This is a genomic window from Devosia soli (assembly GCF_000970455.1).
GTDB classification, from domain to species: Bacteria; Pseudomonadota; Alphaproteobacteria; order Rhizobiales; family Devosiaceae; genus Devosia; species Devosia soli.
Genome location: NZ_LAJG01000014.1, coordinates 143791 through 165226, shown reverse-complemented (window position 1 = coordinate 165226; position 21436 = coordinate 143791). Strand labels below are relative to the sequence as shown.

Genomic DNA, 21436 nt, shown 5'->3' with positions numbered 1-21436 from the left:
TGGCGGGAGCCTTGGCTTTTGCTAAGGACGTGCCCACACGAACAGACAAGCGCCGCCCCTCGGAGATTTGAGCGTTGAGCAATCCCAACCAGAAGTCGTTTCCCGTCACCTGGGACCAGTTTCACCGCGATAGCCGCGCGCTCGCCTGGCGCCTTGCGAGCCTTGGCCCGTTCGACGCCGTCGTCGCCATCGCCCGCGGCGGTCTTGTGCCGGCCGCGATCGTCGCACGCGAACTCAATATCCGCACGGTCGAAACGGTCGCGGCCAAGAGCTACGACCATCAGAACCAAACCGGCATCAAGATTCTCAAGGAAATCAGCCAGCCGGTTTTCGACCTCGCAAAGAGCGGCGGCAAGATCTTGATCGTCGATGATCTCGTCGATACCGGCAACACAGCCCGCGTCGTCCGTGATATGCTGCCCGGCGCGCACTTCGCCACCGTCTATGCCAAGCCCAAGGGCCGCGAGATGGTCGATACGTTCATCACGGAAGTCAGCCAGGACACCTGGATCTTCTTCCCGTGGGATCTTGATGTGGCCTATGTCGCGCCGATCTCGGGCGGCACGGACTGATCAGCCCGATTTTGTCCCGATCCAGATAAAGTGCCGCGCGCCGCGTCCACCGCTGCGCGCGCGCACCTTGACCTCCTCGACGGCAAATCCAGCTGATCCCAGGCGCTTCACGAACGCTTCGCTGGGATGCGCAGACCAGACGGCCAATACGCCACCCGGGCGCAAGGCGTCCCGGGATTTTCGCAGCGCCTTGAGCCCATAGAGCCGATCGTTCTGTTCCCGGCTCACGCCATCCGGCCCATTGTCCACATCGAGCAGAATGGCGTCATACGTCGCCTTGGCCGCTGCGATCACCTTGCCAACATCGTCGTTTACGATGCTGACCCGCCGATCATCGAGGCAAGCACCGAAAACCGGCGCGAGCGGGCCTCGGGCCCAGACGATAATCTCAGGAACCAGTTCGGCAACGATGAGTTCGCTGTCCGGCCCAAAACTCGCCTGCGCGGCGCGCAGGGTAAAGCCCATGCCGAGACCGCCAATGAGAATCCGCGCCTTTGTCCGCTTGCCGATCCGTGCCGCACTCAGCGTCGCCAGCGCTTCTTCCGAGCCGCTCAGCCGGCTGTTCATCAGCTCGTTGGTGCCGAGCATGATCGAAAATTCTTCCCCGCGCTGCATCAGCCTGAGCTGGGTCTTGTCCCCCGGGACATTGGCCGTATCGAGATGGATCCAGGGTCTCATGAGCGCTCGGGACAGGGTATGGTGCGGGCGACGGGAATCGAACCCGTACAGCGTTAGCCGAGGGATTTTAAGTCCCTTGTGTCTACCAGTTTCACCACGCCCGCTTGGCTCGGTGGCCCGTGTTTGTCACAAGGCGGTGCGCAAGACAATTGCGCTGTGACGATTCTCAACCCCGGAGGCCAGATGATCGAACGCATCGAAACCGGCATTGCCCCATCCTCGGCGCCGATCAATGACGCGGTGCGCGCCGGCAAGCATCTCTGGCTGGTCGCCATCGCCGAAGACCCCGTCACCGGCGAGATCGTCGAAGGCGGCGTCGAGGCGCAGGCGCGCCGCTGCATCGAAAACCTGCAGATTGCGCTCAAGGCCGCTGGCGGTACGCTTGCCAATCTCGCGATGGTACAGATTTTCCTCATCGATAGCGCCGATGCCCCCGGCATGAACGCGGTCTATCGCGAGTTCTTCACTCAGCAACCCTTTCCGGTTCGCGCCACCGTCGTCGTCAAGGAATTGCTGGCCAAGGGTCTCCGAATCGAGATCACGGCCACGGCGGTTCTAGACTGATGCTGCTCAAACTCTCGCTCCTCGAAGACATCAAGGCAGGCAAGGTCGACGTGATCTTCCGCCGCTGGAATCGCCCGACGGTCAAGACGGGAGGCACGCTCAAAACCAAGCTTGGCGTACTTTCGATCCTCTCCGTCACCGATATGAACGCCGACGACGTTACCGATGCCGATGCCCGCCGCGCTGGCTTCAATGATGTCGCAGACTTCCGCAGATGGCTCGATACCATGAAGGAAGGCAGCATTTTCCAGCGGATCGAAGTGGCGTTCAAGGACTGATCAGAACGGCGTCGGCGCGACGAAGGCCATGAATTGGCCGCTAGTCGGATGCGTCAAGCCGAGTTCGGCCGCATGCAGTTGCAGACGGTCCGCTGCGGCAAAATCCGCGCCTTCGGCGTAAAAGGCGTCGCCGAGGATCACGTGGCCCAATGCCTTCATATGGACGCGCAACTGATGCGTCCGGCCGGTGAGCGGCACGAGCCTCACTCGTGTGGCATTGGTTTCGCGCTCGAGAACTTCCCATTCGGTCGTTGCGTGACGGCCGTTTTCGAAATCGACGCGCTGGCGCGGCTTGTTTTCCCAATCGGTCGCCAGCGGCAGGTCCACCAAGCCCCTGTCTTCGGCGATGATCCCGGATACGCGGGCTATGTAGCTTTTGGTCGTCTGCCGATGTTCGAACTGGCTGCCGATACGGCCGTGGGCGCGCTTGTTGAGCGCGAGGACAAGCACGCCTGACGTGTCCTTATCGAGCCGATGACACATACCGGCTGTCGGCCAGGTCTGGCGCGCGCGATATTCGACACAGTCCCAAAGGCTCGGATCCTTGCCCGGTACGCTCAGAAGTCCGCTCTGCTTGTCGACGACGAGGATATCGTCATCGACATGGATGACGTTGAGATAGGGATCGGTGGGTGGAAAATAGTTAAGGAGGGTTGGCATGGGACCGGGCATGCCGCGGCTTTAGCAGAGCTTGGCCGCTTTCACCAACCCTACTATGCTCTCCTCATGTTCAGCACGACCTTCGACACCGCTCTTGGGCAATTCGCCCTGGTTTGGACCGACCGTGGCATCCGCCGCGTTTTCCTGCCCGGAAACGAAGCGATAGCGCTTGAGTATCGCCTTGACATACTCGGTGCCGAAAGGGGCGAGCCGCCGCGGGCTGTTGCAAGCGTCATCGACAAAATCGAAGACTATGCCGATGGCGAGAGCGTCGATTTTGCTGAAACGGCGCTCGATCTTGACGGGATACCGTCATTTCACCGCCGGTGCTACGACATGCTGCTGACCATCCCGCGCGGCTCGACCACGACCTATGGCGACATGGCGCGGCAATTGGGCGACATCGGCTTGTCGCGCGCCGTCGGTCAGGCCATGGGCGCCAATCCTGTCCCGCTGATCATTCCCTGCCATCGCGTGGTGGCTGCCAAAGGCGGGGCTGGTGGGTTCTCGGCGCCCGGCGGCACCGCGACCAAGCGCGTCATGCTGGCGTTGGAGGGCGTAAACCTTGGTGCACCGCCCGGGCAGATGCAATTCGCCTTCTGAGCGGGGCCATGCTTTTACAGGTTCAGCGGACCAAACACATCGGTACCATTTTCGTTACCCAAATCCTCTGAGATTAAGGCAAAATTGCCCTTGGACGGCGCTGACAGAAGGGGCGGCAAATTTGAAACGCGTGGCGAAGGAAGATTGAATTGGCTGCGGAAATCGAACGCAAGTTTCTGCTGAAGGGCGATGCTTGGAAGAACGCGGCGGAGAGTTCCTCGCGGCTCCAGCAGGGCTATCTATCCACCAGCGCCAAGGCCACCGTACGCATCCGTATTTTCGATGACGAGCGTGCCGTCCTTACTCTCAAGGGCGCGCCCATAGGGCTGACTCGCCCGGAATTCGAATATGAGGTGCCGCTCGACGACGCCCGTCAGATGATGACGCTGTCATTTCCCAACATCGTCGAAAAGCGCCGCTACAAAGTGCCTTTCGGCGAACATCTGTGGGAGATCGATGTCTTTGAAGGGCACCACGCTGGGCTCGTTCTCGCCGAGGTTGAGATGGAGACCGAAGAGGACATTGTCATCCTGCCCGATTGGGTGGGCGAGGAAGTCACCGACGATGACCGCTATGCCAATGCGAGCCTATCCCGTACTCCCGGCGTTCCCGAATAAGTTCGCATCGCGTTTGAACAATCCGTTCACGAGAGGCGATTGCAATCCACGTTGCGCCGCCGCCCAAACTGCATATCTCCAGGAGAGACAAAGGAGATTGCTATGTCACAGGATTTTTCGGGAAAGGTCGCATTCGTAACGGGTGGCGCATCCGGCATCGGCGAGGCCGTCGTCAAGCAGTTGGCGGCGCGCGGCGCTAAGGTCGTTGTTGCCGATCTCAAGCTCGATGCAGCGCAAGCAACCGTCGATGCCGTGAAGGCATCCGGTGGCGAGGCTGCTGCCGTCGCGGTTGACGTCAGCAAGATCGACCAGGTTGAAAAGGCCGTACAGTTCGCCGTGGATACTTTTGGCAAGCTCGACCTTGCCGTGAACAATGCCGGCATCGGTGGCAAGGCAGCCAAGGCCGGCGACTATACTTTTGAAGATTGGCACAAGGTCATCGACGTCAATCTCAACTCCGTCTTCTATTCGATGAAGTACGAGATCGCGGCCATGCTCAAAAATGGCGGCGGCGCTATCGTGAATATGGCCTCGATTCTTGGCACCAATGGCTTTGCCAGCGCCCCGGCCTACGTCTCGGCCAAGCATGGCGTTGTCGGTCTAACCAAGGCCGCTGCCATCGATTATGCCAAGGACGGCATTCGCGTCACCGCAGTGGGTCCCGGCTTCATCGAAACGCCGCTGCTTGGCTCCGCCACACCCTCGGAAACGCTGAATGGCCTGCGCGCCCTGCATCCGGTCGGCCGCCTCGGTCAGTCCGACGAAGTTGCGGCGCTGACCCTCTTCCTTCTCTCCGACGCGGCTTCGTTCATTACCGGCTCTTACCATCTGGTCGATGGCGGCTACGCCGCGCAGTAATCGGCTCTTGCGGGACAGGGTGGGAATCGCAACCATGGGCTCATTGCCCAGTCCGTGATCCCACCCAGGTTATAACAGGGGCGTTTCGGTCGAAAACTACTGCCAGCGCTTGAAACTTTTGAGGTGTTCGAGTTTGTCGGTCACCGTCGTCACGATCCGGTTGACCGGATCGGTCACGGGCACGACGATGACGTTCTCAGTTGCCGGGTCGGGCACTTCGAGCGTCGCGAACTGGCTGTCGAGCAAGCTGGTTGGCATGTATTCATGGCTGCGCTTGGCCATGCGCTCGCCAATGACATCACGGCTGCCGTGAAGATAGACAAAGCACACCGGCTCGCCTGCTTTCTCGGTGATAAAATCGCGATAGGCTTTCTTCAGCGCTGAGCAAGCCCCCACGGCAATTCCCTTTTTCTTATCCGCCGCTTCCTTGAGCGCAGCCGCGAGGGCCTCGAGCCACGGCCAGCGATCATCATCGGTCAGCGGAATACCGGCCCGCATCTTTTCGACATTGGCTTCCGGATGGTATCGGTCGCCATCGAGAAATGGCGCGTGGAGGGCCCGGCCGAGCGCTGCGCCGACAGTGGATTTGCCCGAAGAACTGACGCCCATGACGATAATGATGCGCGCGGGTTCAGACTGCTGCATTGTGGCCTCCATCGACGTAAAGTATGTGTCCATTGACAAAGCTGGACGCTGCGGACGCCAGAAAGACGACCGCGCCGCCCATTTCGTCAGGTTCGCCCCAGCGCCCCATCGGCGAGACGCGAGACATGAACGGCTGAAAGTTTGGATCGGCCATGCGCGCGGCGTTCATCTCGGTCGCGAAAAAGCCGGGCGCGATGCCGTTAACGTGGAGACCACGCGGCGCCCATTCGAGCGCCATGCTCCGCGTCAGGTTTACCAGCGCAGCCTTGGTCGCCGCATAAGGTCCATTGCCGGGCAGGGGGCGATCGGCGCGTGTCGAGCAGATGTTGATGATCTTGCCCCGACCACGCTGCAGCATGCCTTTTGAAACGACTTGCGAGACGAGAAGGGCGGAGACCAGATTGGCCGACAACAGCGCTTCGAACCGATCGAGCGGATAGGTTTCTAGCGCTCCACCGACCATCATGCCGGCATTGTTGACAAGAATGTCGATCGGTCCGATCTCGCGCTCGCAATAGAGCATTGCCTCTGCAACGCTATCCTCGCTCGTCACATCGAAAGCCAGCGCCTTGACCTCGACCCCCGTGTTCGCAAGGTCTTCCGCCGCCGCACCGAGCGCCACGGTGTCACGCCCGTTGAGGATAATATCGGCGCCCGCGCTAGCCAGTGCCTTCGCCATAGCAAAACCAAGCCCGCGGCTTGAGCCGGTGACAAGCGCGCGCTGGCCCTGGAGATCAAATGGCGAGCGTTGGCTCATATGCAATCCTTCTTGCCTGAAGCCTTCTACCCATCCAAAGCGCTATGAGGCAAGACACACGCCAAACCTTCCATACAAGCACGACGAAATGGTCGAAAATTGCCCGCTTCGCCCTTTCCAGCTCGCCCGCTTTGTGGTCATTGTCGCGGCCGCATGCTATGCACCGCGCGCATGGCGCACGACATTTTGACGGCGACGAAGACTTCGGAAGGACAGCTTCATGGCGAATGCAGATATCGGCCTGATCGGCTTGGCGGTGATGGGTTCCAACCTCGCGCTCAACATCGCGGAAAAGGGCTATTCCATCGCCGTCCACAATCGGTCGCCCGGCCGCATCGACGAGTTCGTGGAAGAGGCCAAGAAGGAAGGCCTCGATGGCAAGGTCACGGCGAAATATGACCTCGCCGAATTCGTCCAGGCGGTGAAGGCCCCGCGCTCGATCATCATCATGGTCAAGGCCGGCAAGCCCGTCGACGAAATGATCGAACAGCTCCTGCCGCACCTCGAAAAGGGCGACGCCATTATTGAATGCGGCAATTCGCTCTTTACCGACACCCAGCGCCGCTTCGATTACCTCAAGCCCAAGGGCATCGGTTATCTCGGCGTCGGTGTTTCCGGTGGCGAGGAAGGCGCTCGTCATGGTCCCTCGATCATGGTCGGCGGCTCCAAGGAACAGTGGCATAACGCTGAGCCCGTGCTCACGGCGATCGCCGCCAAATTCAACGGCGAAAGCTGCTGCGCCTATCTCGGCGAAGGTGGCGCGGGCCATTTCGTCAAGACCATCCACAACGGCATCGAATATGGCGACATGCAGATGATCGCTGAAGTCTATGGTGTCATGCGCGACGGTTTGGGCATGTCGCCAAAGGCTTGCGCCGACGTCTTCAAGGAATGGAACAAGGGGCCGCTCAATTCGTACCTTATCGAAATCACCGGCCACGTTCTTGACGCGGTCGATGATCAGACGGGCAAGCCGCTTGTCGATCTGATCCTCGATAAGGCCGGCCAGAAGGGCACGGGTGTGTGGTCCGCGATCGCTGCCCAGCAGATGGGCGTGCCGGCAACCGCCATCGAAGGCGCCGTCGCTGCTCGCTCGATTTCGTCGCGCAAGTCGGAACGCGTTGCTGCCGAAGGCATCTACGGCAAGCCGAACCGCGCCAAAACCGACGTCACCCTGGCCGATCTCGAAAAGGCACTCCTCGCCGGCAAGATCGTGTCCTACGCTCAGGGTTTTGCGGTGATCGCCAAGGCATCGGAAGAAAACGGCTGGGCGCTGCCGCTCGCCACGATCGCCAAGATCTGGCGCGCCGGCTGCATCATCCGCTCGCGCTTCCTCGACCAGATGTCATCCGCCTACGCCAAGGGCGAAGCGACTAACCTTCTCGTTGTTCCCGACTTTGTCGAGATCATGAAGGACGCGCACCCGAGCCTGCGTAAGGTCGTCGCTGCCGCTGCCATCGGCGAATTCCCGATGATCTGTCTCTCGGCTGCGCTGAGCTATTTCGACAGCTATCGCCAGGCTCAGGGCACCGCCAATCTCATTCAGGGCCAGCGCGACTTCTTCGGCGCACACGGCTTTGAAATCGAGGGCCGTGGCACCGACCTCCACGGCACCTGGCCGTCAACGCTGGGCAAATAATCCGTCCGGCGCGGAAGCGCCAACCCCATCTGAAGCATCACCCTCGGGCCCAACCCGAGGGTGTTTTCATTGTGGCTGCAGAAAAGCTCAGACATCCAGCCGCATCTGCGGCGCCTCCGGCTCGTCTTCGGTGGCCGATAGCCCATTCAGAAACGCGCTCGCGCGCGCCTCGATACTCTTCCGCTGCGTGGCATTCATCCGGTCGAGGTTCCGATATGGCATCGCCATGCGCCGGTTGCCCTGCAGCTTCTGTCGGTTCTCGATCAGAAAATTCCAGTAGAGCAGGGTGATCGGACAGGCCTTCTCGCCATCCTTGGTCGCCGGGCTATAGACGCAACCGCTGCAATAGTCCGACATGCGGTTGATATAGGCGCCGGACGCCGCATAGGGCTTCGAAGCCAGAAGGCCGCCATCGGCAAACATGACCATGCCATGGGTGTTTGGCAGCTCGACCCAGTCAAAGGCGTCGATATAGACCGCCAGATACCAGGCTTCGATCTGCCGCGGCTCGATCCCCGCCAGAAGCGCGAAATTGCCGGTGACCATCAGCCGCTGGATATGGTGCGCATAGGCATGCCGCCGCGTGTCGCCGATCGCATTTGCGAGGCAATTCATTCGCGTCTTGCCGGACCAGTAGAACCACGGAAGGTCACGATTGGCCTTGAGATGGTTCGTTTCCGCATAGTCCGGCATCTTCAGCCAATAGATTCCGCGCACATATTCGCGCCAGCCGATGATCTGCCGAATGAAGCCCTCGGCAGCGTTCAGAGGCGCCTGCCCATCGAGATACGCCCGCTCCGCCGCCCGGCACACCTCCAGCGGGTCCAGCAAACCGATATTGAGGTAGGGTGAAATCAGCCCATGGTTTAGAAACGGCTCGCCCGATTTCATCGCATCCTGATAGGTGCCGAAGTCAGGCAGGCAATGCTCGATGAAATGATCAAGCGCCTGCAGCGCGCCTTGACGGGTCACGGCCCATTCGAAGGGTTCGAGATCGCCGAAATTTTTGTGGTATCGCTCGGTGACGAGTTCCAGCACTGCGCGCGTTATGGCGTCTGGCTCAAACCGTAGCCGCTCCGGTGGCCGGTAGTTATCGGGCAGCGATTGCCGATTCTCAGCGTCGAAATTCCACTGCCCGCCGATTGGTCCGTCGTTCTCCATCAGCAGGCCAGTTTCGCGACGCATCTCGCGGTAGAAGTATTCCATACGAAAGCTCTGCCGGCCTTCAGCCCAGGCCGCAAAGCGAGCGTGACTGCAGATAAACCGATCGTCCTCGCGCACCTCGACGGGCACGCCCAGATGGCTTTCCCAGCCGGTCATCATGTCCTTGACGCGCCACGCCCCAGGCTCGGTAACGACGACGCCATCGACATTGTGTCGCGCCAGGGCTCGATTGAGTTCGCCCTCGAGGTTTTGAGTATTGTCCGCTTCGGTCAGCGCCACATAGTCGACCGTGATGCCCTCACGCCGCAGATCCTCGGCGAAGTGCCGCATCCCCGAATAGATGAAGGCAAGCTTCTGCTTGTGAAATCCCACAACCGTCGACTCGCTGCCCACCTCTGCCATAAGCACCACATCCCGCTCGGGATCGAGATCCCGCAGTGTTGCGATGTTTCGTGAAAGTTGGTCGCCGAGGATGAAGCGCAGGATAGCCATGTAGCTATTACGCTTCTGGCCCCTTGCCGGTTCAGAGCGTCTTGAACATCACGTAGCTGTCGACGAGCCCATGCACCGGGTGCCGGAATGCCTTGGGCAGCGTGCCGACGATTTCGAATCCGAGGCGCTGCCAAAGCGCTACGGCGCGCGTGTTGGTCGAAACAACATGGTTGAACTGCATCGCGAGAAAGCCGCGGTTCTTGGCAATGCCTTGGGAATGTTCGCACATTGCCTGCGCCAGCCCACGCCCCTGCGCTTCCGGCGAAACCATATAGCCGCAATTGGCGACATGCTTGCCGCCGCCACGCTGGTTGGCCATCAGGTAATACGTGCCGAGTATTTTGCCGCTGTCGTCAGCTACGAACACCGCATGCGCCGGCATGAACCAGTAATCGAGGATCTGCTCATCGCTGAGGTCTGTGTCGATCGCGTAGGTTTCGCCGGCGCGCAAAACCGGCGCGATGATCGAGAGGATCGCGTCTCGATCATCGTCAACGGCGGCGCGTATTGTCGTCATTGTCTTCCTCGATCGGGGCAATGCGCAATTGGCCAGGCTTGGGCAGATCCGGGACATGCGGGTAGTCCGCAATGCTCGGCCGGTGGCCAAGCTCGAAGCGCCAGGCCGCGGCGGCAAAAATCAGGAGCGCGATTACCACCGCCACGCCGCAGGCGATAAAGGGTGCACCCGGGAAATAATGGCCCGAAACGGATGTGTCAGAATAATAGGAAAAGATCTGCGTCGCTGCCAGCGGCCCGATGATGGTCGCAAGCGAGCTCGCCGCGTTGACGGCGCCCTGTAATTCGCCCTGGCTATTGTCGGGCACCTGACGCGACAGCAAACCGTTGATGGCCGGCGGAGCGAGACCGCTGACCGTTCCGATCGCGATAAAGAGGTAGAGCTGATAGACGTCGGCCGAAAACGCAATGCCGGCGAAAGCTGCTGCTGCCGCCAAGAGGCCCACAATGCCGATCGCCGGTTCGCCGATGCCTTTGGATAGCGGCCCGGCCAGCACGGCCTGGCTGAACGCAAAGCCGATGCCGAAGGCTCCAAGCGTTCGGCCGATGGTCGACGAGGTGAAGTTGAACACCTCGACCGTGAAATAGCTGAAGATGGTCGGCAGCGCCTGAGTTGCGAGCTGGAGGAAAAACAGTACCGCTAGGAGCCACAGCACCGAGGGATACTGCCGAAGAGCCGCCACTGCACCCAAGGGGTTGGCACGCTTGATGTTGAACTTGCGCCGATTGGCCTTGGGCAGGCTCTCAGGCAATACCAAAAGGCCGAAAAGAAAGTTTGAAAAGGCGAGAGCTGCCGCAGCATAGAACGGCACGCGTGGCCCCAGTTCGCCGAGTTCGCCGCCGATCACCGGCCCGATGATAAAACCGAGCCCGAAAGCGGCGCCGATCAGCCCGAACCGGTGGGTCCGTTTATGAGGCGGGGTAATATCAGCCATATAGGCGGTTGCGGTAGCCAGCGCAGCGCCCGCAATACCCGCAATGATCCGCCCGATGAAAAGATACCAGACGAAGGGCGCAATCGACATCATCAGATAATCAAACGTCAGCCCGAGGAGTGACGCCAGCAGGATCGGCCGGCGTCCAAAGCGATCGGAAAGGTTGCCGAGAACAGGGGAAAACAAGAACTGCATGGAGGCATAAGCAAACACCAGATAGCCGCCGATGACCGCGGCATTGGCAACGCTGCCTCTGGTCAATTCCTCGAGCAGTTCTGGCAAAACCGGCACGATTATGCCGACGCCGATCATGTCGATGAGAACTGTGGTGAGAATGCAGGCAAGGGCCAGTCGGGAGCGTGTCGCAGCTTGCATGCGGTGTTCCGTTCCCTTTCAGTCCCACTCGCCAGTGTCGGGCAATTGACACGGGCCACCAACGCAACGCAAGGGCCGAAGCCCTAAAGTCCGGTTTCCTCCGGCGCGACATTGTGCCCGTAAATCCAGCCCAGTCTTTTGAGATGCCCCTGCGGTCCTTGCAGTCGCATCACCGTGTCGCGCGCCAGGGTGAGTGGCCATCGCATATGAAAAATCCGCCCATTGGCTGCCGAGAGTTTCGCTACGCGCTGAACCCGCGGCCGTCTTATCGCCTCGTAACGCATGAGGGCCGATTCCGGTTCGTCGGATTCGGCAAGCAGCGGACCGAGTGTCGCCGCGTCCTCGATGCCCATGGCTGCTCCCTGGGCCTGGAAGGGCACCATGGCGTGTGCGGCATCCCCGACGAGGCCGATATTCCCCCGATGCCAGACCGGCGTCTCGACCGTGTAGAGCGGCCACGGCGTCCAGTTCTGTCCAGCTGCCGCGAGCAAGACACCGATAACGCCGCGGGCTTGCAGCTTGGGTAGCTGCGGTTGTGCCTCTGCCTTGCCGGGCAGGAAAAGCGCCAGATTGACCTGGCGACGATGTGGCAGGGGATAGCAAACGAGATGATAGCCGGCAGCGAAGAACACCGAAACACGATCGGGAGCGATCTGGCCTGCAACAGAGTCCGCCGAGACCAAGGCCCGCCAGGCGATTCGTCCGCCGAATTTTGCATCGGGCCCTTGTAGAATTGCGCGGCGCGTATGCGAATGAACGCCATCGGCGCCGATGAAGGCATTGGCCCGCGTCGTTCGGGTCTGCCCGTCGGCTTCATCGACAGAAACGGTGACCCCACGCGCATGGGAGGCCACGTCCCAGTTCCGCACGCCAAAGATGATATCGATATTGGCGAACCGCCGCGTAGCTTTGTAAAGCGCGTCGGCAAGGTCGGCCCGGTGCATCACGGCATAGGGAGCGCCGAACTTTTCAGTCATCAGCGGCCCGAGTTCCATGCTGAAAAACGGCTTGGTCTCCCAGCCGCGGTAGCTGTCGAGAGCTGCCGGCTCCATGGCATAATGGGCCATGGCAACATCAAGCCCTAACCTGTCGAGCACATGCCGCGCATTGGGGCTGATCTGCAGGCCGGCGCCAGCCTCCTGCAGCGTCGCATTCCGTTCGAGCACGACAACGGTCGCCCCGAACTTGGCGAGGGTCAGCGCCAGGGTGAGGCCGGAAATGCCGGCCCCGGCAATGATATAGCTACGGCCCGATGCGGGCATGTTCAGGCTCAGGCAGCGTAGGCCTTGAAGATCGCCGAAGCGGGTTTGGCCTGGCCGGCGCCGAGCTCTGCCTTGAACACGTAGAGCGTCGAGCAATAGGGGCAGACGATTTCGGTGTCCTTGCCCATGTCGAGAAAGACATGGGGATGATCGAACGGGGGCAGGGCGCCGACACACTGGAATTCCTTGGAGCCAACCTCGATGCTGCGCAGGCCTTCGGTGTTGTGGAAATGAGGCGTGGTGCCGTGTGCCATAGTCAAACCTGTGGGGTCGGGATTTGCGCCGGACCATAGCCAAGTGAGGCGCAGAAGGGAAGGGGCGGGGTGGGATGGCCACGCGGTCGACGTTTGCAGCGTCCGCGCCATTCTTGATCACCCTTCTAAGCGTCGTCAACAAAGGGCGCCTGCGATTCCCGATCATGACATCGGTCTTGGCACATCCGTCTTCTCGCAGCTAAACACTCCCTCAAAAGGAGTTCGCCATGCCGATGTTTCAGTCCAGCGGCTATTCCCTCGCCTATGAAACCGCCGGTGACGGGCCTGGCGTGCTGTGCATTCATGGCTTTGCTTCGAGCGGCAAAGTCAACTGGATCGACACAGGCTGGGTCGAGACACTGGTTGGCGCTGGATATCGCGCCATCACCTTTGATCATCGCGGCCATGGGCAGTCGGACAAGCCCCATGATCCTGAAGCCTATTATCCCGAACGGATGATGGAGGATGCCATCGCGCTCCTCGACCATCTGGGGGAAGAGCATGTGGCGCTACTCGGCTATTCCATGGGCGCACGCGTCGCGGCCTTCCTCGCGTTCCATCATCCGGAGCGCGTCGCCGCGGCCATTTTCGGCGGCATGGGAATGAATCTCATCAACGGCCTCACAGACGGCAATGACATTATTGCCGGTCTTCGCGCACCGCGCCTCGCCGATCTCACGCATCCGACAGCCCGACAGTTCCGGATTTTTGCTGATCACACCGGCTCGGATCGCGAAGCGCTTGCCGCATGCATGGAAACTTCGCGCCAGCCAATGGCTCGTGCCGATGTGCGAAGGATCGAGGTGCCGGTGCTGGTTGCCATCGGCGAAGTGGACGAAATGGCTGCGCCGCCGGAGCCGCTGGCCGAGCTGTTGCCCCATGGCGAAAGCTTCGTCATTCCGCGCCGCGACCATATGCGGGCGACTGGCGACACCAAATTCAAGGCAGCGGCGCTGGAGTTTCTGGGAAGAACTTTTCCTTCTCATCGGAAACCGTGAACCAAATCCGTCGCCAACCCTTTGAGTTGGGCAATGAGATGGCTTATATCGGTAAGTCTCGATAAAGCGGAGTTTGGCGCCATGACCGGCATTGCCCACAAGTCGGCACAGATCAAGACGGTGGATCCTGTCTGGGAAGCGGTCCGCGCCGGTGCCCGCCAGATCCTCGATACCGATCCTGCGCTCGGCAAGATGGCGCTGACGACGGTGCTTAATCACGAAACCTTCGAAGAGGCCCTTGCGCATCGCTTGGCCTCCCGCCTCGATCACGAAGACGTTTCCGCCGACATCATCCGCCAGACGTTCGCGGAAGTCCTGCGCGATACGCCGGCGATCGGTGAAGCCGCGCGCGTTGATCTCGCTGCAACCCTCGAACGCGATCCCGCATGCCACCGCGCCATCGAGCCGCTTCTTTATTTCAAGGGCTACCAGGCGATCCAGACACATCGCTTCGCCCACGCGCTGTTCAAAGCCGGGCGCCGCGATTTCGCGCTTTACCTCCAAAGCCGCGCGAGCCAGGTTTTTCAGGTCGATATCAATCCAGCCGTCGTCATGGGCAAGGGCATCATGCTCGATCACGGCACCGGCCTTGTGATCGGTGAGACCGCCGTCGTCGGCGACAATGTTTCGATGCTGCAAAATGTCACCCTTGGCGGCACCGGCAAGTCCGATCAGGATCGTCATCCCAAGATCGGCAATGGCGTGTTGATCGGCGCTGGCGCCAAAGTGCTTGGCAATATCCAGGTCGGTGATTGCTCGCGTATCGGCGCCGGCTCGGTCGTGCTCAAGGAAGTGCCGCCGCGGACCACCGTCGCCGGCGTTCCGGCCAAGGTCATTGGCGAAGCCGGCTGCGCCCAGCCGGCCCTGGTGATGGACCAGATGGTGCTTGTCTACGACAAGAACTGAGACCGCGCGCCAAGCTGCCGGCTCGGGTTGTCACCGCTAAAAAGGGTTTTTCGGGGGTTGCCAGCCGCCCCTCAAACACTAGATTGCGCCCAATCTCAGACAGCAGGACGTTTGCCGTGAACCATCCCGAAATCATCAAGCTGCAGAAATTCCTGCAACGGACGTTCAACAACAAGAACATCGACGTCCGTCCGCGCGCCAAGCTCAACGACTCCGTCGAGGTCTTCATCGGCGAAGAATCGATCGGCCTCATCCATGTCGACGACGAAGACGGCGACAAATCCTACATGTTTTCGATGTCGATCCTCGATATCGATCTCGACGACATCGAATAAGCTGATCCGTGCATCGCCTGACGGGCGGTGCACGTGGCCTATTGGGCGCCGATGCGATCGAGCCAGAGCGCCATGTCCGCGTCGAAGTCGCGCCAGCGCAGCAACACACCAGCCTCAAAGCTATAGATAGCCGCGAGGCCCGATGCGAGATGCACCGTGCGGACGCACTTGTCCGGCGCGCCCGGTTCTACCGCCGCAATGCATTTGGCGACGAAGGGTCTTGGCGCCAGCGCGTCGTACCACACCGTTTCCCCGACATAGCCGTCCTTATCGTCGAGCCGCTGGCCGACCAGCCCCGGCACGCCATTGATCTGCCCCGGCTTGAATTGGTGCACATAGACCGTGTCGAGCAGCTCGCTGCTTGTTTTGGCGCGCGATCGCGGTAGCAGCGTCACTTCGACCGGACCGAGCGCGAGCTCGACCGAGAGATCGACCTGGCTGACAAAGCCGCTTTGCATCTGTTCGCCGAAGCGGAACCAGTTTTCCGGAATCGTCAGTTCACGGCCGCCAACCGTCTGCGCGATGACCGCGCTATCGGTCAGGGCCGGCAAGCGCCTGCCGTCCGAACGGCTTGCCTGATCGACAAGATAGGCCGCGCCGACAGCCGCCAGCATGACGCCAAGGGCGATCAGGGCCAGGTTCTGCACCATGGCCGAAATATGCGCCGGGGCAGGAGCAGACTGCGGAGAAACGGACATGACCAGCGTTAACCAGTTCTCGTGGTGCAAGGTGACAGCCCACTTCAGCCGCAATATGGTTACCGAAGGGTTAAGAGTTGTCGCCTTCCGGGTCGGTAGGCGTACGGAGGGCTGTCATGACGCGCGAACTTCTGCTTGCGGCGTTCATCATGGGTGTGGGGCTGTGCATTGCTGGGGCGGGCACGCATCTTTATCAGGCGCTCGCCCGGCAGCAGGCGATATTGCGCATTGATGGCCGCACGCTTTTCGGCGCAGCGGGGCACCTGGCCATGAGCATCGTCTGCGGGCCCTACATCATGCTGCAAATGGGCTGGCAGCATGAAGACGACGGCACCCTGTCGATGACCTCGGCGCTGATTGGCGCGCTGGTCGCCTTCAGCTGGGCCTTCGTTACCGGCCTCTTTTTCATGAGCGTTTATGTGATGACCACCCGCGGTCCATTCTGAAAAACAGCAAAGCCGGCCTCTTGCGAAGCCGGCTCTGCTCTTCAGGCCCTATCAGGGATTGGATGGGCGGGCCCGGAAACTGTTATCGGCTCGTCGCCACGATGGTCATGCGATCGTCCAGCATATCGACCCACTGGCCGGCATTCGCCTGGGACTGGCGCTTGATGTATTGGTATGGAGTCTCGTTCCAGAGGCGGATGGCGGAAGCCTGGTTATCGAGCACGAGATCGCCGCGATCGGTGCGCACCATGAGCACGGCATGGCCACTGCCATCGCTCTGGCGCACGACAGCGATCAGCAATGTGCTTGGGGACCAGCCGGCCTCGATCAGCGCGCGCCGCTTGGCCAACACGAAGTCTTCGCAATCGCCATATCCGCCCGTCGGATAGGTCCAGAACTCTTCCACCTTATAGAGCTCTTCGTCCGTCACCGGAATGATGGTCTGGTTGAAGTGGGCATTGATCGAAACCAGCTGCTGCCAGTTGGTTTCCGTTAGCGACACGGCCGGCTCAACCGTCGCATTGGCCTGGCATTCTGCCGGCCGGCTCCGGCAGAAGTCGAGGTGACCCACGGGGATAGATGCATTGCCCTGAGCCACCTGCACGAAGGCGGCATTGGTAAAGTCGATTGCCGCACTCGGTTGCGCTCCGAGCGCCAGCGTCGCCATCGCCAAAGTTGCGGCGACAAGACGCCTGTAATTGATTGCCATAACGCGATCTCCCTGATGGAGACCACGCTAAGGACCGCCGCTTGCCCCGGTCCGAAAACTAAAGGGCAGTTTTTACGCGTGTTTTAGGCGAATTTGACGCGAGTTTTAGGGGCGGGGGCAGGGAGTTGTTTACCGTCCTGCGAGGGCGCGCCAATAGCCGTTCCCAGCCACTCTCTTTAAGGGAGGGCTGGGACAAGATGACCTGGATGTAGAGATAAAGCGCCAGGCGCCTCAGTTCATGACGCGCAGATTCTGCTGCACGACGTTGAGCATTTCCTGGGCCGCCGCGAATTCGACCGCAACCCCGTTCTGGAAATGCCGCACGACGCGCGCGCGCATGCGCCCGAGCGTTACCGGAGTGCCCATGGCCGGGCGCACGTCGAGCTCGATGGCTGCGCCGGAAAGCGAGATATCGATGATCTTGCAATTATAGCGGCGACCGTCGTCGAGCACGACCGTCGAATGCCTGATATCGGGCACCACGCGCTCGTGGCGGCGATCTTCGGGCAGGTTGAGCAGGTCCTTGTTGGCAAGCCAGGTGAGCTGCGCTGCCATCTTGTCGCGCTTGCGCGGCGTGGCGGCGATGTCCATCAGGAAGCCGCCATCCACCTGCTTGAGGATCGAGCCTTCGATGCGGCCGAGATGGTCGAGATAGGCGATGATTCGCTCGCCCTCGATCCCTGCCACGGGAGCGATGACGACAGCATCGCCCGGTGACATTTCAAGCACCTGGCAGGGAAATTCGCGCCGGTCGGCAAGCATGTAGCGCCCAAGAATCGAAACCTTGACGCGCTGGAATTTCGCATCAGACATTTTGGACGAGGCAGCAAGGGTCAGGCGTGCGGAATCGAGGTCATCACTAAGCATGCGTTCACCGGTCCCTGCGCGCACCAAAAGTGCAAGTAGGCTATCGGGTCTTGGTTAACGCATGGTGAGGTTTAGTTGCGGCCGCCATCGATGACGGCAAGGTGTGCGTAGCGGCGGGCAGTGCGCCCGAACAGCGTTGTCGTCATGCCCAGGCTGGCGGCCGGTGCGGCAAAAGCAATGTCGTTGACCACATTGGTCGCCACTTCGCGGATGCTTTCCTCGCGCGGCATTTCGTCCGGCCAGATAAGCCGCAGGCCAGTGATCCGCTGCTCGGCAATCGGCTGCACACCGAGCCAATAGGGCTCGTCCGTGGCGGTCATGCCGCCCAGGATGCGTGTGTGGCTCGAGCCATTATGCTTGAGGGGCATCAAAACCATTTCAAACGATGTCTTGGTGTGAAGTGCGGTCGAGCCCTGGAAGGTGACGAGCGCAACCGCATGGTCTTCGGTCACGGCGCGGATCAGGGTTTCCATCGCGTCCTGGTCGCGATCGTGCCAAAGCGCCGAGAAGGAGCGGCCTTTGAGTTCACGGCAATAGCTGGTGCAGAGATGCGAACCGGCCAGACGGAATGAAAACTTATCGTCTTCGTTCAGTTCGAGAATGAAGGTGTTGGCCAGCGCTTCACGAATGCGGGTCGGGTCGATGTCCTTGCGGTCCGGAGCGCTGCGGGCGCCACGAATCGTGTTCCAATAGGTATAGAGCGTATTGGTGCTCGGCATCTGCATGGTATGGACCCGCTTATTTGGTGAGCGGCATCCTCTCTCCCCAGAGAGCCAGCCGCATCGAGACAATGGCAAATCGGCGCGGCGAATGCCCGCTTAAAGATTAATTAAGGTTAACGCCGGTGTCCCAATGTGGAAAAGATCGACGTAAGCCAGGGCGTGCGCGGGCCGAGGAGTGACATGATGAGTGAAATTGACCAATCGCCCGGTTCTGAAGGCAAATCGGCGCGTGAGCCGATTTTCCTGCTGCCAGGCGCGGTTACCGTCCTCGTGGGCGTTTTGGTTGCGATTCACCTGGCGTCAACCACGGTGCTTAACGAGGAGGCGCTCACGCAGTTTTATTTCTGGTTCGCCTTCCAGCCCTTGCGGATCGTGCTGGCGTCCCAGGATTGGACAGTCGCCATCCCGCTGCTCTGGACCCCGTTTTCCCACGCCTTCATCCATGGAGGCTGGGATCATTTGCTCGTCAACGTCGCCTGGCTCGTGATTTTTGCGACGCCGGTCGCGCGCCGTTATGGGGCAGGGCCGATGCTGGCTATTTTTCTTGTCTCGGCGGCCGGTGGTGCAGCAGCTTTTGCGGCCACTTCGTTGAATTCGGGCGCCTATCTCGTCGGTGCTTCGGGTGGTGTCGCCGGGCTGACGGGCGCAGCGGTGCGGTTCATCTTTCAGCCTGTTCTTTATGCCCAGTCCGAAACCGGCGAGCGCATCGTTCTCGGTCGGAGGCTTGCAAGCCTTAAGGAAGTTTTCGTCAATCCACGATCGCGCTTCTTTACGCTCATCTGGCTGGTGCTCAACGCGGCCGTGCCCTTGGCGCCCCTGTTGATGGGCAGCAGCCTTGGCGTTGCCTGGCAGGCCCATCTCGGTGGCTTCTTTGCAGGTCTTCTCATGGTCGGTCTCTTCGAGCGTCGCAGCTGAAGCTCCAAAAGCGCCTCATTTCTTGGTCTTTGTGGCACCACTTGCATTTGCACGACGAAAAATACGCGGATATTTCTTTTCACTGAGATTGCTGGGCGGGACGGTGCATAAGTCCGCCAGCCGATGGGAGAACCACATGTTTTTGAACGTCACCAACAGGCGCGGCCTGGCAACGATCGCTGCAGCATGTCTCGTCAGCGTCGCGCTGCCTGCCGTTCCCGCCATGGCTCAGAAAACCAAGACCAAACCTGCTGCCGAGCAGCCTGCTGCTGAAACAGCCGCGCCGACGGCGCCGGCAGAAATCGAAGTGTCCGTTCCCTCGGTCGATGCGGTTGATTCGAGCATCGATGCCGACACCATCAAGGCCATTCTCAGCGGCGATCTCGTTGAAAATGCCGAGGCTTTGGCAACCCTTGATGCATCGAGCATCACGGTACCAGAAATCACCGTGACGGTTACCGCCGAGGATGAAACCGCCACCCTGACCTTCACCAATCTAGTGCTCGAGGATGTTGTCGACGGCGTCGCAGCGAGCGCCAGCATCGACGGTTCGTCCTTCATCACCGGCAAGGAGGGACATGCCGATCTCAACGCCATGTCGGTCAAGAACCTGAACATCGGCGGCATGCTGGGTATTTATGGCCTCGTCGAAGCAGGCTCCTCCGATGAGATGGAGACGCTCTATGCAGACTTCATCATGGACGGCGGCACGTTCGAAGCCGAAGACGTAAGCTGCGACATCGGTCCCATCAGCGGCGCGGAAGTTCGTGGCCGGCCGATCAAGACGTCCTTCGTCGACGTGATGGCGTTGGCCCAGGAAATGGAAGCCAACCCCGAATCAACCGACCCGGCTCTACTCGGCAAGTTTGTCGCCATGTACGCCGATATTCTGACGGCCTTCGAAAGTTCGGAGTTCACCTTTGACGGCTTTGCCTGCGACGGTGTCGATGATGAAGGCGCGCCCATGTCCTTCTCGGTCGGCAGCATGACAATGGCTGGCCTGTCCCCCGGCATCTATCCCGAAATCTCGATGAACGATTTCGCCATCTCGGTTGAGGGGGATGGCAAAGTCTCGCTCGACAATTTCACCATGAAGCCGTTCGATCTGACGACGACCATCGATGCGCTCTCCAATGCTCCCGCAGAAATCGAAGAATCCTGGTTCGATGAGAATGCGCGCGCTCTCATCCCGGCGTTTGAAGGCTTCTCGCTGACCGGTCTCGCCATAGACATTGCTGACCCGGAATCCGACGGGGAACGCATCGTGGCCGATGTCGACAATTTTGAAATGACGCTGGCCAACTACATCAACGGGATCCCGAGCGATGTCGATACGTCTGCGACCGGTATCCGGGCCAAGCTGCCCGAAGATTCCAGCGACGAGCAACTCGCCCAGTTAATCGCCCTCGGCGTCAAGGATATCGACGCCGGGTTCCGCATTGCGGCTGCCTGGAATGCCGAGACCGAGGCCATCGATATCGAAGAGGTTTCGGTCAGCGGGGTTGATCTTGCCAGCATCGTCTTGTCCGGCACGATCGCCAATGCGACGGCGGCGCTGTTCTCGATGGATGAAAACGAAGCCTTGATGGCCGGCATGGGCGTCGCCGTGAAGGCGCTGAACCTCGACGTCACCGATTCGGGCCTGTCTGATATTATCCTCGCCGTCGTCGGCAAGGAGCAGGGCGCCGATCCAGCAACGCTCAGACCGGTCTTCGCGGGGCTGGCAGAAGGCACGGTCGTCGGCATGCTCGCCGGTGCTGCTGATGCCGCCAAGCTCGGCAAGGCGATCAACCAGTTCGTCAGTGGCACGGCCAAGTCTCTCAATATTTCCATCGAAGCTAAGGACGATCCCGGCATCGGTATGGAGGAGTTCGCGGCCGCCGAACAAAACCCCGCTGCGCTGATCGAAAAGGTCAACATCAGCGCTTCCGCGAAATAATGCAGAAGGGGCGGCCTTGGAGCCGCCCCGTT

26 protein-coding genes and 1 tRNA gene are annotated in these 21436 nt (G+C 60.5%); 13 read left to right on the top strand and 14 right to left on the bottom strand.

The genetic code is table 11. The features are described 5' to 3' along the window. The first annotated feature begins 74 nt into the window (after nt 1–74). Nucleotides 75–572 (top strand): xanthine phosphoribosyltransferase, encoded by a 498-nt coding sequence (gene gpt, locus VW35_RS04890; protein WP_046141905.1) that lies wholly within the window; start codon nt 75–77, stop codon nt 570–572. Here gpt and VW35_RS04885 read toward each other — a convergent pair whose 3' ends face one another. After that, the gene (locus tag VW35_RS04885) at nt 573–1250 is read right to left on the bottom strand and encodes a spermidine synthase (RefSeq protein ID WP_046141904.1); all 678 of its coding nucleotides are present in this window, start codon (nt 1248–1250) and stop codon (nt 573–575) included. It abuts the gene before it with no gap. Between the two features lie 19 nt (nt 1251–1269). Continuing rightward, nucleotides 1270–1354, bottom strand: a tRNA-Leu gene (locus VW35_RS04880). A gap of 79 nt (nt 1355–1433) precedes the next feature. Between VW35_RS04880 and VW35_RS04875 the strand changes: the two genes are divergently transcribed. Further along, nucleotides 1434–1814 (top strand): RidA family protein, encoded by a 381-nt coding sequence (locus tag VW35_RS04875; RefSeq protein ID WP_046141903.1) that lies wholly within the window; start codon nt 1434–1436, stop codon nt 1812–1814. After that, entirely contained in the window at nt 1814–2092 is a 279-nt protein-coding gene (locus VW35_RS04870) for an ASCH domain-containing protein (RefSeq protein ID WP_052951503.1), read from the top strand. Before VW35_RS04875 ends, VW35_RS04870 begins: the two co-directional genes overlap by 1 nt. Here the strand turns inward: VW35_RS04870 and VW35_RS04865 are convergent, their stop codons facing one another. Then, nucleotides 2093–2764, bottom strand: coding sequence for an RluA family pseudouridine synthase (locus tag VW35_RS04865; protein WP_046141902.1), 672 nt, complete (start codon nt 2762–2764; stop codon nt 2093–2095). 54 nt (nt 2765–2818) lie between these two features. Here VW35_RS04865 and VW35_RS04860 point away from each other — a divergent pair, with 54 nt between their 5' ends. The 3 genes from VW35_RS04860 to VW35_RS04850 all read left to right on the top strand — a co-directional run bounded on the left by VW35_RS04860 (nt 2819) and on the right by VW35_RS04850 (nt 4830). Then, nucleotides 2819–3355, top strand: a complete 537-nt coding sequence (locus tag VW35_RS04860; RefSeq protein ID WP_046141901.1) for a methylated-DNA--[protein]-cysteine S-methyltransferase — start codon at nt 2819–2821, stop codon at nt 3353–3355. A 149-nt stretch (nt 3356–3504) separates the two neighbouring features. Further along, entirely contained in the window at nt 3505–3972 is a 468-nt protein-coding gene (locus tag VW35_RS04855) for a CYTH domain-containing protein (RefSeq protein ID WP_046141900.1), read from the top strand. Between the two features lie 102 nt (nt 3973–4074). Beyond that, nucleotides 4075–4830, top strand: a complete 756-nt coding sequence (locus tag VW35_RS04850; RefSeq protein WP_046141899.1) for an SDR family NAD(P)-dependent oxidoreductase — start codon at nt 4075–4077, stop codon at nt 4828–4830. Between the two features lie 96 nt (nt 4831–4926). Here the strand turns inward: VW35_RS04850 and VW35_RS04845 are convergent, their stop codons facing one another. Together VW35_RS04845 and VW35_RS04840 are read right to left on the bottom strand one after the other, a co-directional pair. Continuing rightward, on the bottom strand, nt 4927–5475 hold the full coding sequence (locus tag VW35_RS04845; protein ID WP_046141898.1) for a gluconokinase: 549 nt from the start codon (nt 5473–5475) through the stop codon (nt 4927–4929). Continuing rightward, on the bottom strand, nt 5462–6232 hold the full coding sequence (locus tag VW35_RS04840) for an SDR family oxidoreductase (protein ID WP_046141897.1): 771 nt from the start codon (nt 6230–6232) through the stop codon (nt 5462–5464). Before VW35_RS04840 ends, VW35_RS04845 begins: the two co-directional genes overlap by 14 nt. A gap of 220 nt (nt 6233–6452) precedes the next feature. On the opposite strand from VW35_RS04840, the gene gndA reads away from it, so the two are divergent. Then, nucleotides 6453–7871, top strand: coding sequence for an NADP-dependent phosphogluconate dehydrogenase (gene gndA, locus VW35_RS04835; RefSeq protein ID WP_046141896.1), 1419 nt, complete (start codon nt 6453–6455; stop codon nt 7869–7871). Nucleotides 7872–7958: 87 nt separating this feature from the next. On the opposite strand, the gene VW35_RS04830 is transcribed toward gndA, so the two are convergent. The 5 genes from VW35_RS04830 to VW35_RS04810 form a co-directional block, all read right to left on the bottom strand. Continuing rightward, on the bottom strand, nt 7959–9527 hold the full coding sequence (locus VW35_RS04830) for a cryptochrome/photolyase family protein (RefSeq protein ID WP_046141895.1): 1569 nt from the start codon (nt 9525–9527) through the stop codon (nt 7959–7961). Nucleotides 9528–9558: 31 nt separating this feature from the next. Further along, nucleotides 9559–10044: a GNAT family N-acetyltransferase gene (locus tag VW35_RS04825; protein WP_046141894.1), complete on the bottom strand. Its 486-nt coding sequence runs from the start codon at nt 10042–10044 to the stop codon at nt 9559–9561. Beyond that, a complete protein-coding gene (locus tag VW35_RS04820) occupies nt 10019–11353 on the bottom strand; it encodes a TCR/Tet family MFS transporter (RefSeq protein ID WP_083982438.1) in 1335 nt (444 codons plus the stop codon). The genes VW35_RS04825 and VW35_RS04820 overlap by 26 nt, the downstream gene beginning before the upstream one ends. Before the next feature lie 83 nt (nt 11354–11436). Continuing rightward, nucleotides 11437–12615 carry an FAD-dependent monooxygenase gene (locus tag VW35_RS04815; protein ID WP_046141893.1) on the bottom strand — a complete coding sequence of 393 codons (1179 nt, stop codon included), beginning with the start codon at nt 12613–12615 and terminating at the stop codon, nt 11437–11439. Nucleotides 12616–12623: 8 nt separating this feature from the next. Further along, entirely contained in the window at nt 12624–12869 is a 246-nt protein-coding gene (locus VW35_RS04810; protein WP_046141892.1) for a zinc-finger domain-containing protein, read from the bottom strand. Nucleotides 12870–13096: 227 nt separating this feature from the next. Between VW35_RS04810 and VW35_RS04805 the strand changes: the two genes are divergently transcribed. The 3 genes from VW35_RS04805 to VW35_RS04795 all read left to right on the top strand — a co-directional run bounded on the left by VW35_RS04805 (nt 13097) and on the right by VW35_RS04795 (nt 15108). Continuing rightward, a complete protein-coding gene (locus VW35_RS04805; protein WP_046141891.1) occupies nt 13097–13867 on the top strand; it encodes an alpha/beta fold hydrolase in 771 nt (256 codons plus the stop codon). An 81-nt stretch (nt 13868–13948) separates the two neighbouring features. After that, the gene (gene cysE / locus VW35_RS04800) at nt 13949–14773 is read left to right on the top strand and encodes a serine O-acetyltransferase (RefSeq protein WP_046141890.1); all 825 of its coding nucleotides are present in this window, start codon (nt 13949–13951) and stop codon (nt 14771–14773) included. 116 nt (nt 14774–14889) lie between these two features. Then, nucleotides 14890–15108, top strand: a complete 219-nt coding sequence (locus tag VW35_RS04795) for a DUF3126 family protein (protein WP_046141889.1) — start codon at nt 14890–14892, stop codon at nt 15106–15108. A gap of 38 nt (nt 15109–15146) precedes the next feature. Here VW35_RS04795 and VW35_RS04790 read toward each other — a convergent pair whose 3' ends face one another. Continuing rightward, a complete protein-coding gene (locus VW35_RS04790) occupies nt 15147–15806 on the bottom strand; it encodes a hypothetical protein (protein WP_152662483.1) in 660 nt (219 codons plus the stop codon). A gap of 116 nt (nt 15807–15922) precedes the next feature. On the opposite strand from VW35_RS04790, the gene VW35_RS04785 reads away from it, so the two are divergent. Further along, nucleotides 15923–16252: a DUF6949 family protein gene (locus VW35_RS04785; protein WP_046141887.1), complete on the top strand. Its 330-nt coding sequence runs from the start codon at nt 15923–15925 to the stop codon at nt 16250–16252. A gap of 82 nt (nt 16253–16334) precedes the next feature. On the opposite strand, the gene VW35_RS04780 is transcribed toward VW35_RS04785, so the two are convergent. The 3 genes from VW35_RS04780 to VW35_RS04770 all read right to left on the bottom strand — a co-directional run bounded on the left by VW35_RS04780 (nt 16335) and on the right by VW35_RS04770 (nt 18553). Next, nucleotides 16335–16961 carry a transglutaminase-like cysteine peptidase gene (locus tag VW35_RS04780; RefSeq protein ID WP_052951501.1) on the bottom strand — a complete coding sequence of 209 codons (627 nt, stop codon included), beginning with the start codon at nt 16959–16961 and terminating at the stop codon, nt 16335–16337. Between the two features lie 231 nt (nt 16962–17192). Beyond that, nucleotides 17193–17774, bottom strand: a complete 582-nt coding sequence (locus VW35_RS04775) for a PilZ domain-containing protein (RefSeq protein ID WP_046142486.1) — start codon at nt 17772–17774, stop codon at nt 17193–17195. Between the two features lie 125 nt (nt 17775–17899). Beyond that, the gene (locus VW35_RS04770; protein WP_046141885.1) at nt 17900–18553 is read right to left on the bottom strand and encodes a PAS domain-containing protein; all 654 of its coding nucleotides are present in this window, start codon (nt 18551–18553) and stop codon (nt 17900–17902) included. 180 nt (nt 18554–18733) lie between these two features. Here VW35_RS04770 and VW35_RS20425 point away from each other — a divergent pair, with 180 nt between their 5' ends. Together VW35_RS20425 and VW35_RS04760 are read left to right on the top strand one after the other, a co-directional pair. Beyond that, nucleotides 18734–19465: a rhomboid family intramembrane serine protease gene (locus VW35_RS20425; RefSeq protein WP_161796859.1), complete on the top strand. Its 732-nt coding sequence runs from the start codon at nt 18734–18736 to the stop codon at nt 19463–19465. Nucleotides 19466–19601: 136 nt separating this feature from the next. Beyond that, nucleotides 19602–21404 (top strand): hypothetical protein, encoded by a 1803-nt coding sequence (locus tag VW35_RS04760; protein WP_046141884.1) that lies wholly within the window; start codon nt 19602–19604, stop codon nt 21402–21404. Nucleotides 21405–21436 lie beyond the last annotated feature (32 nt).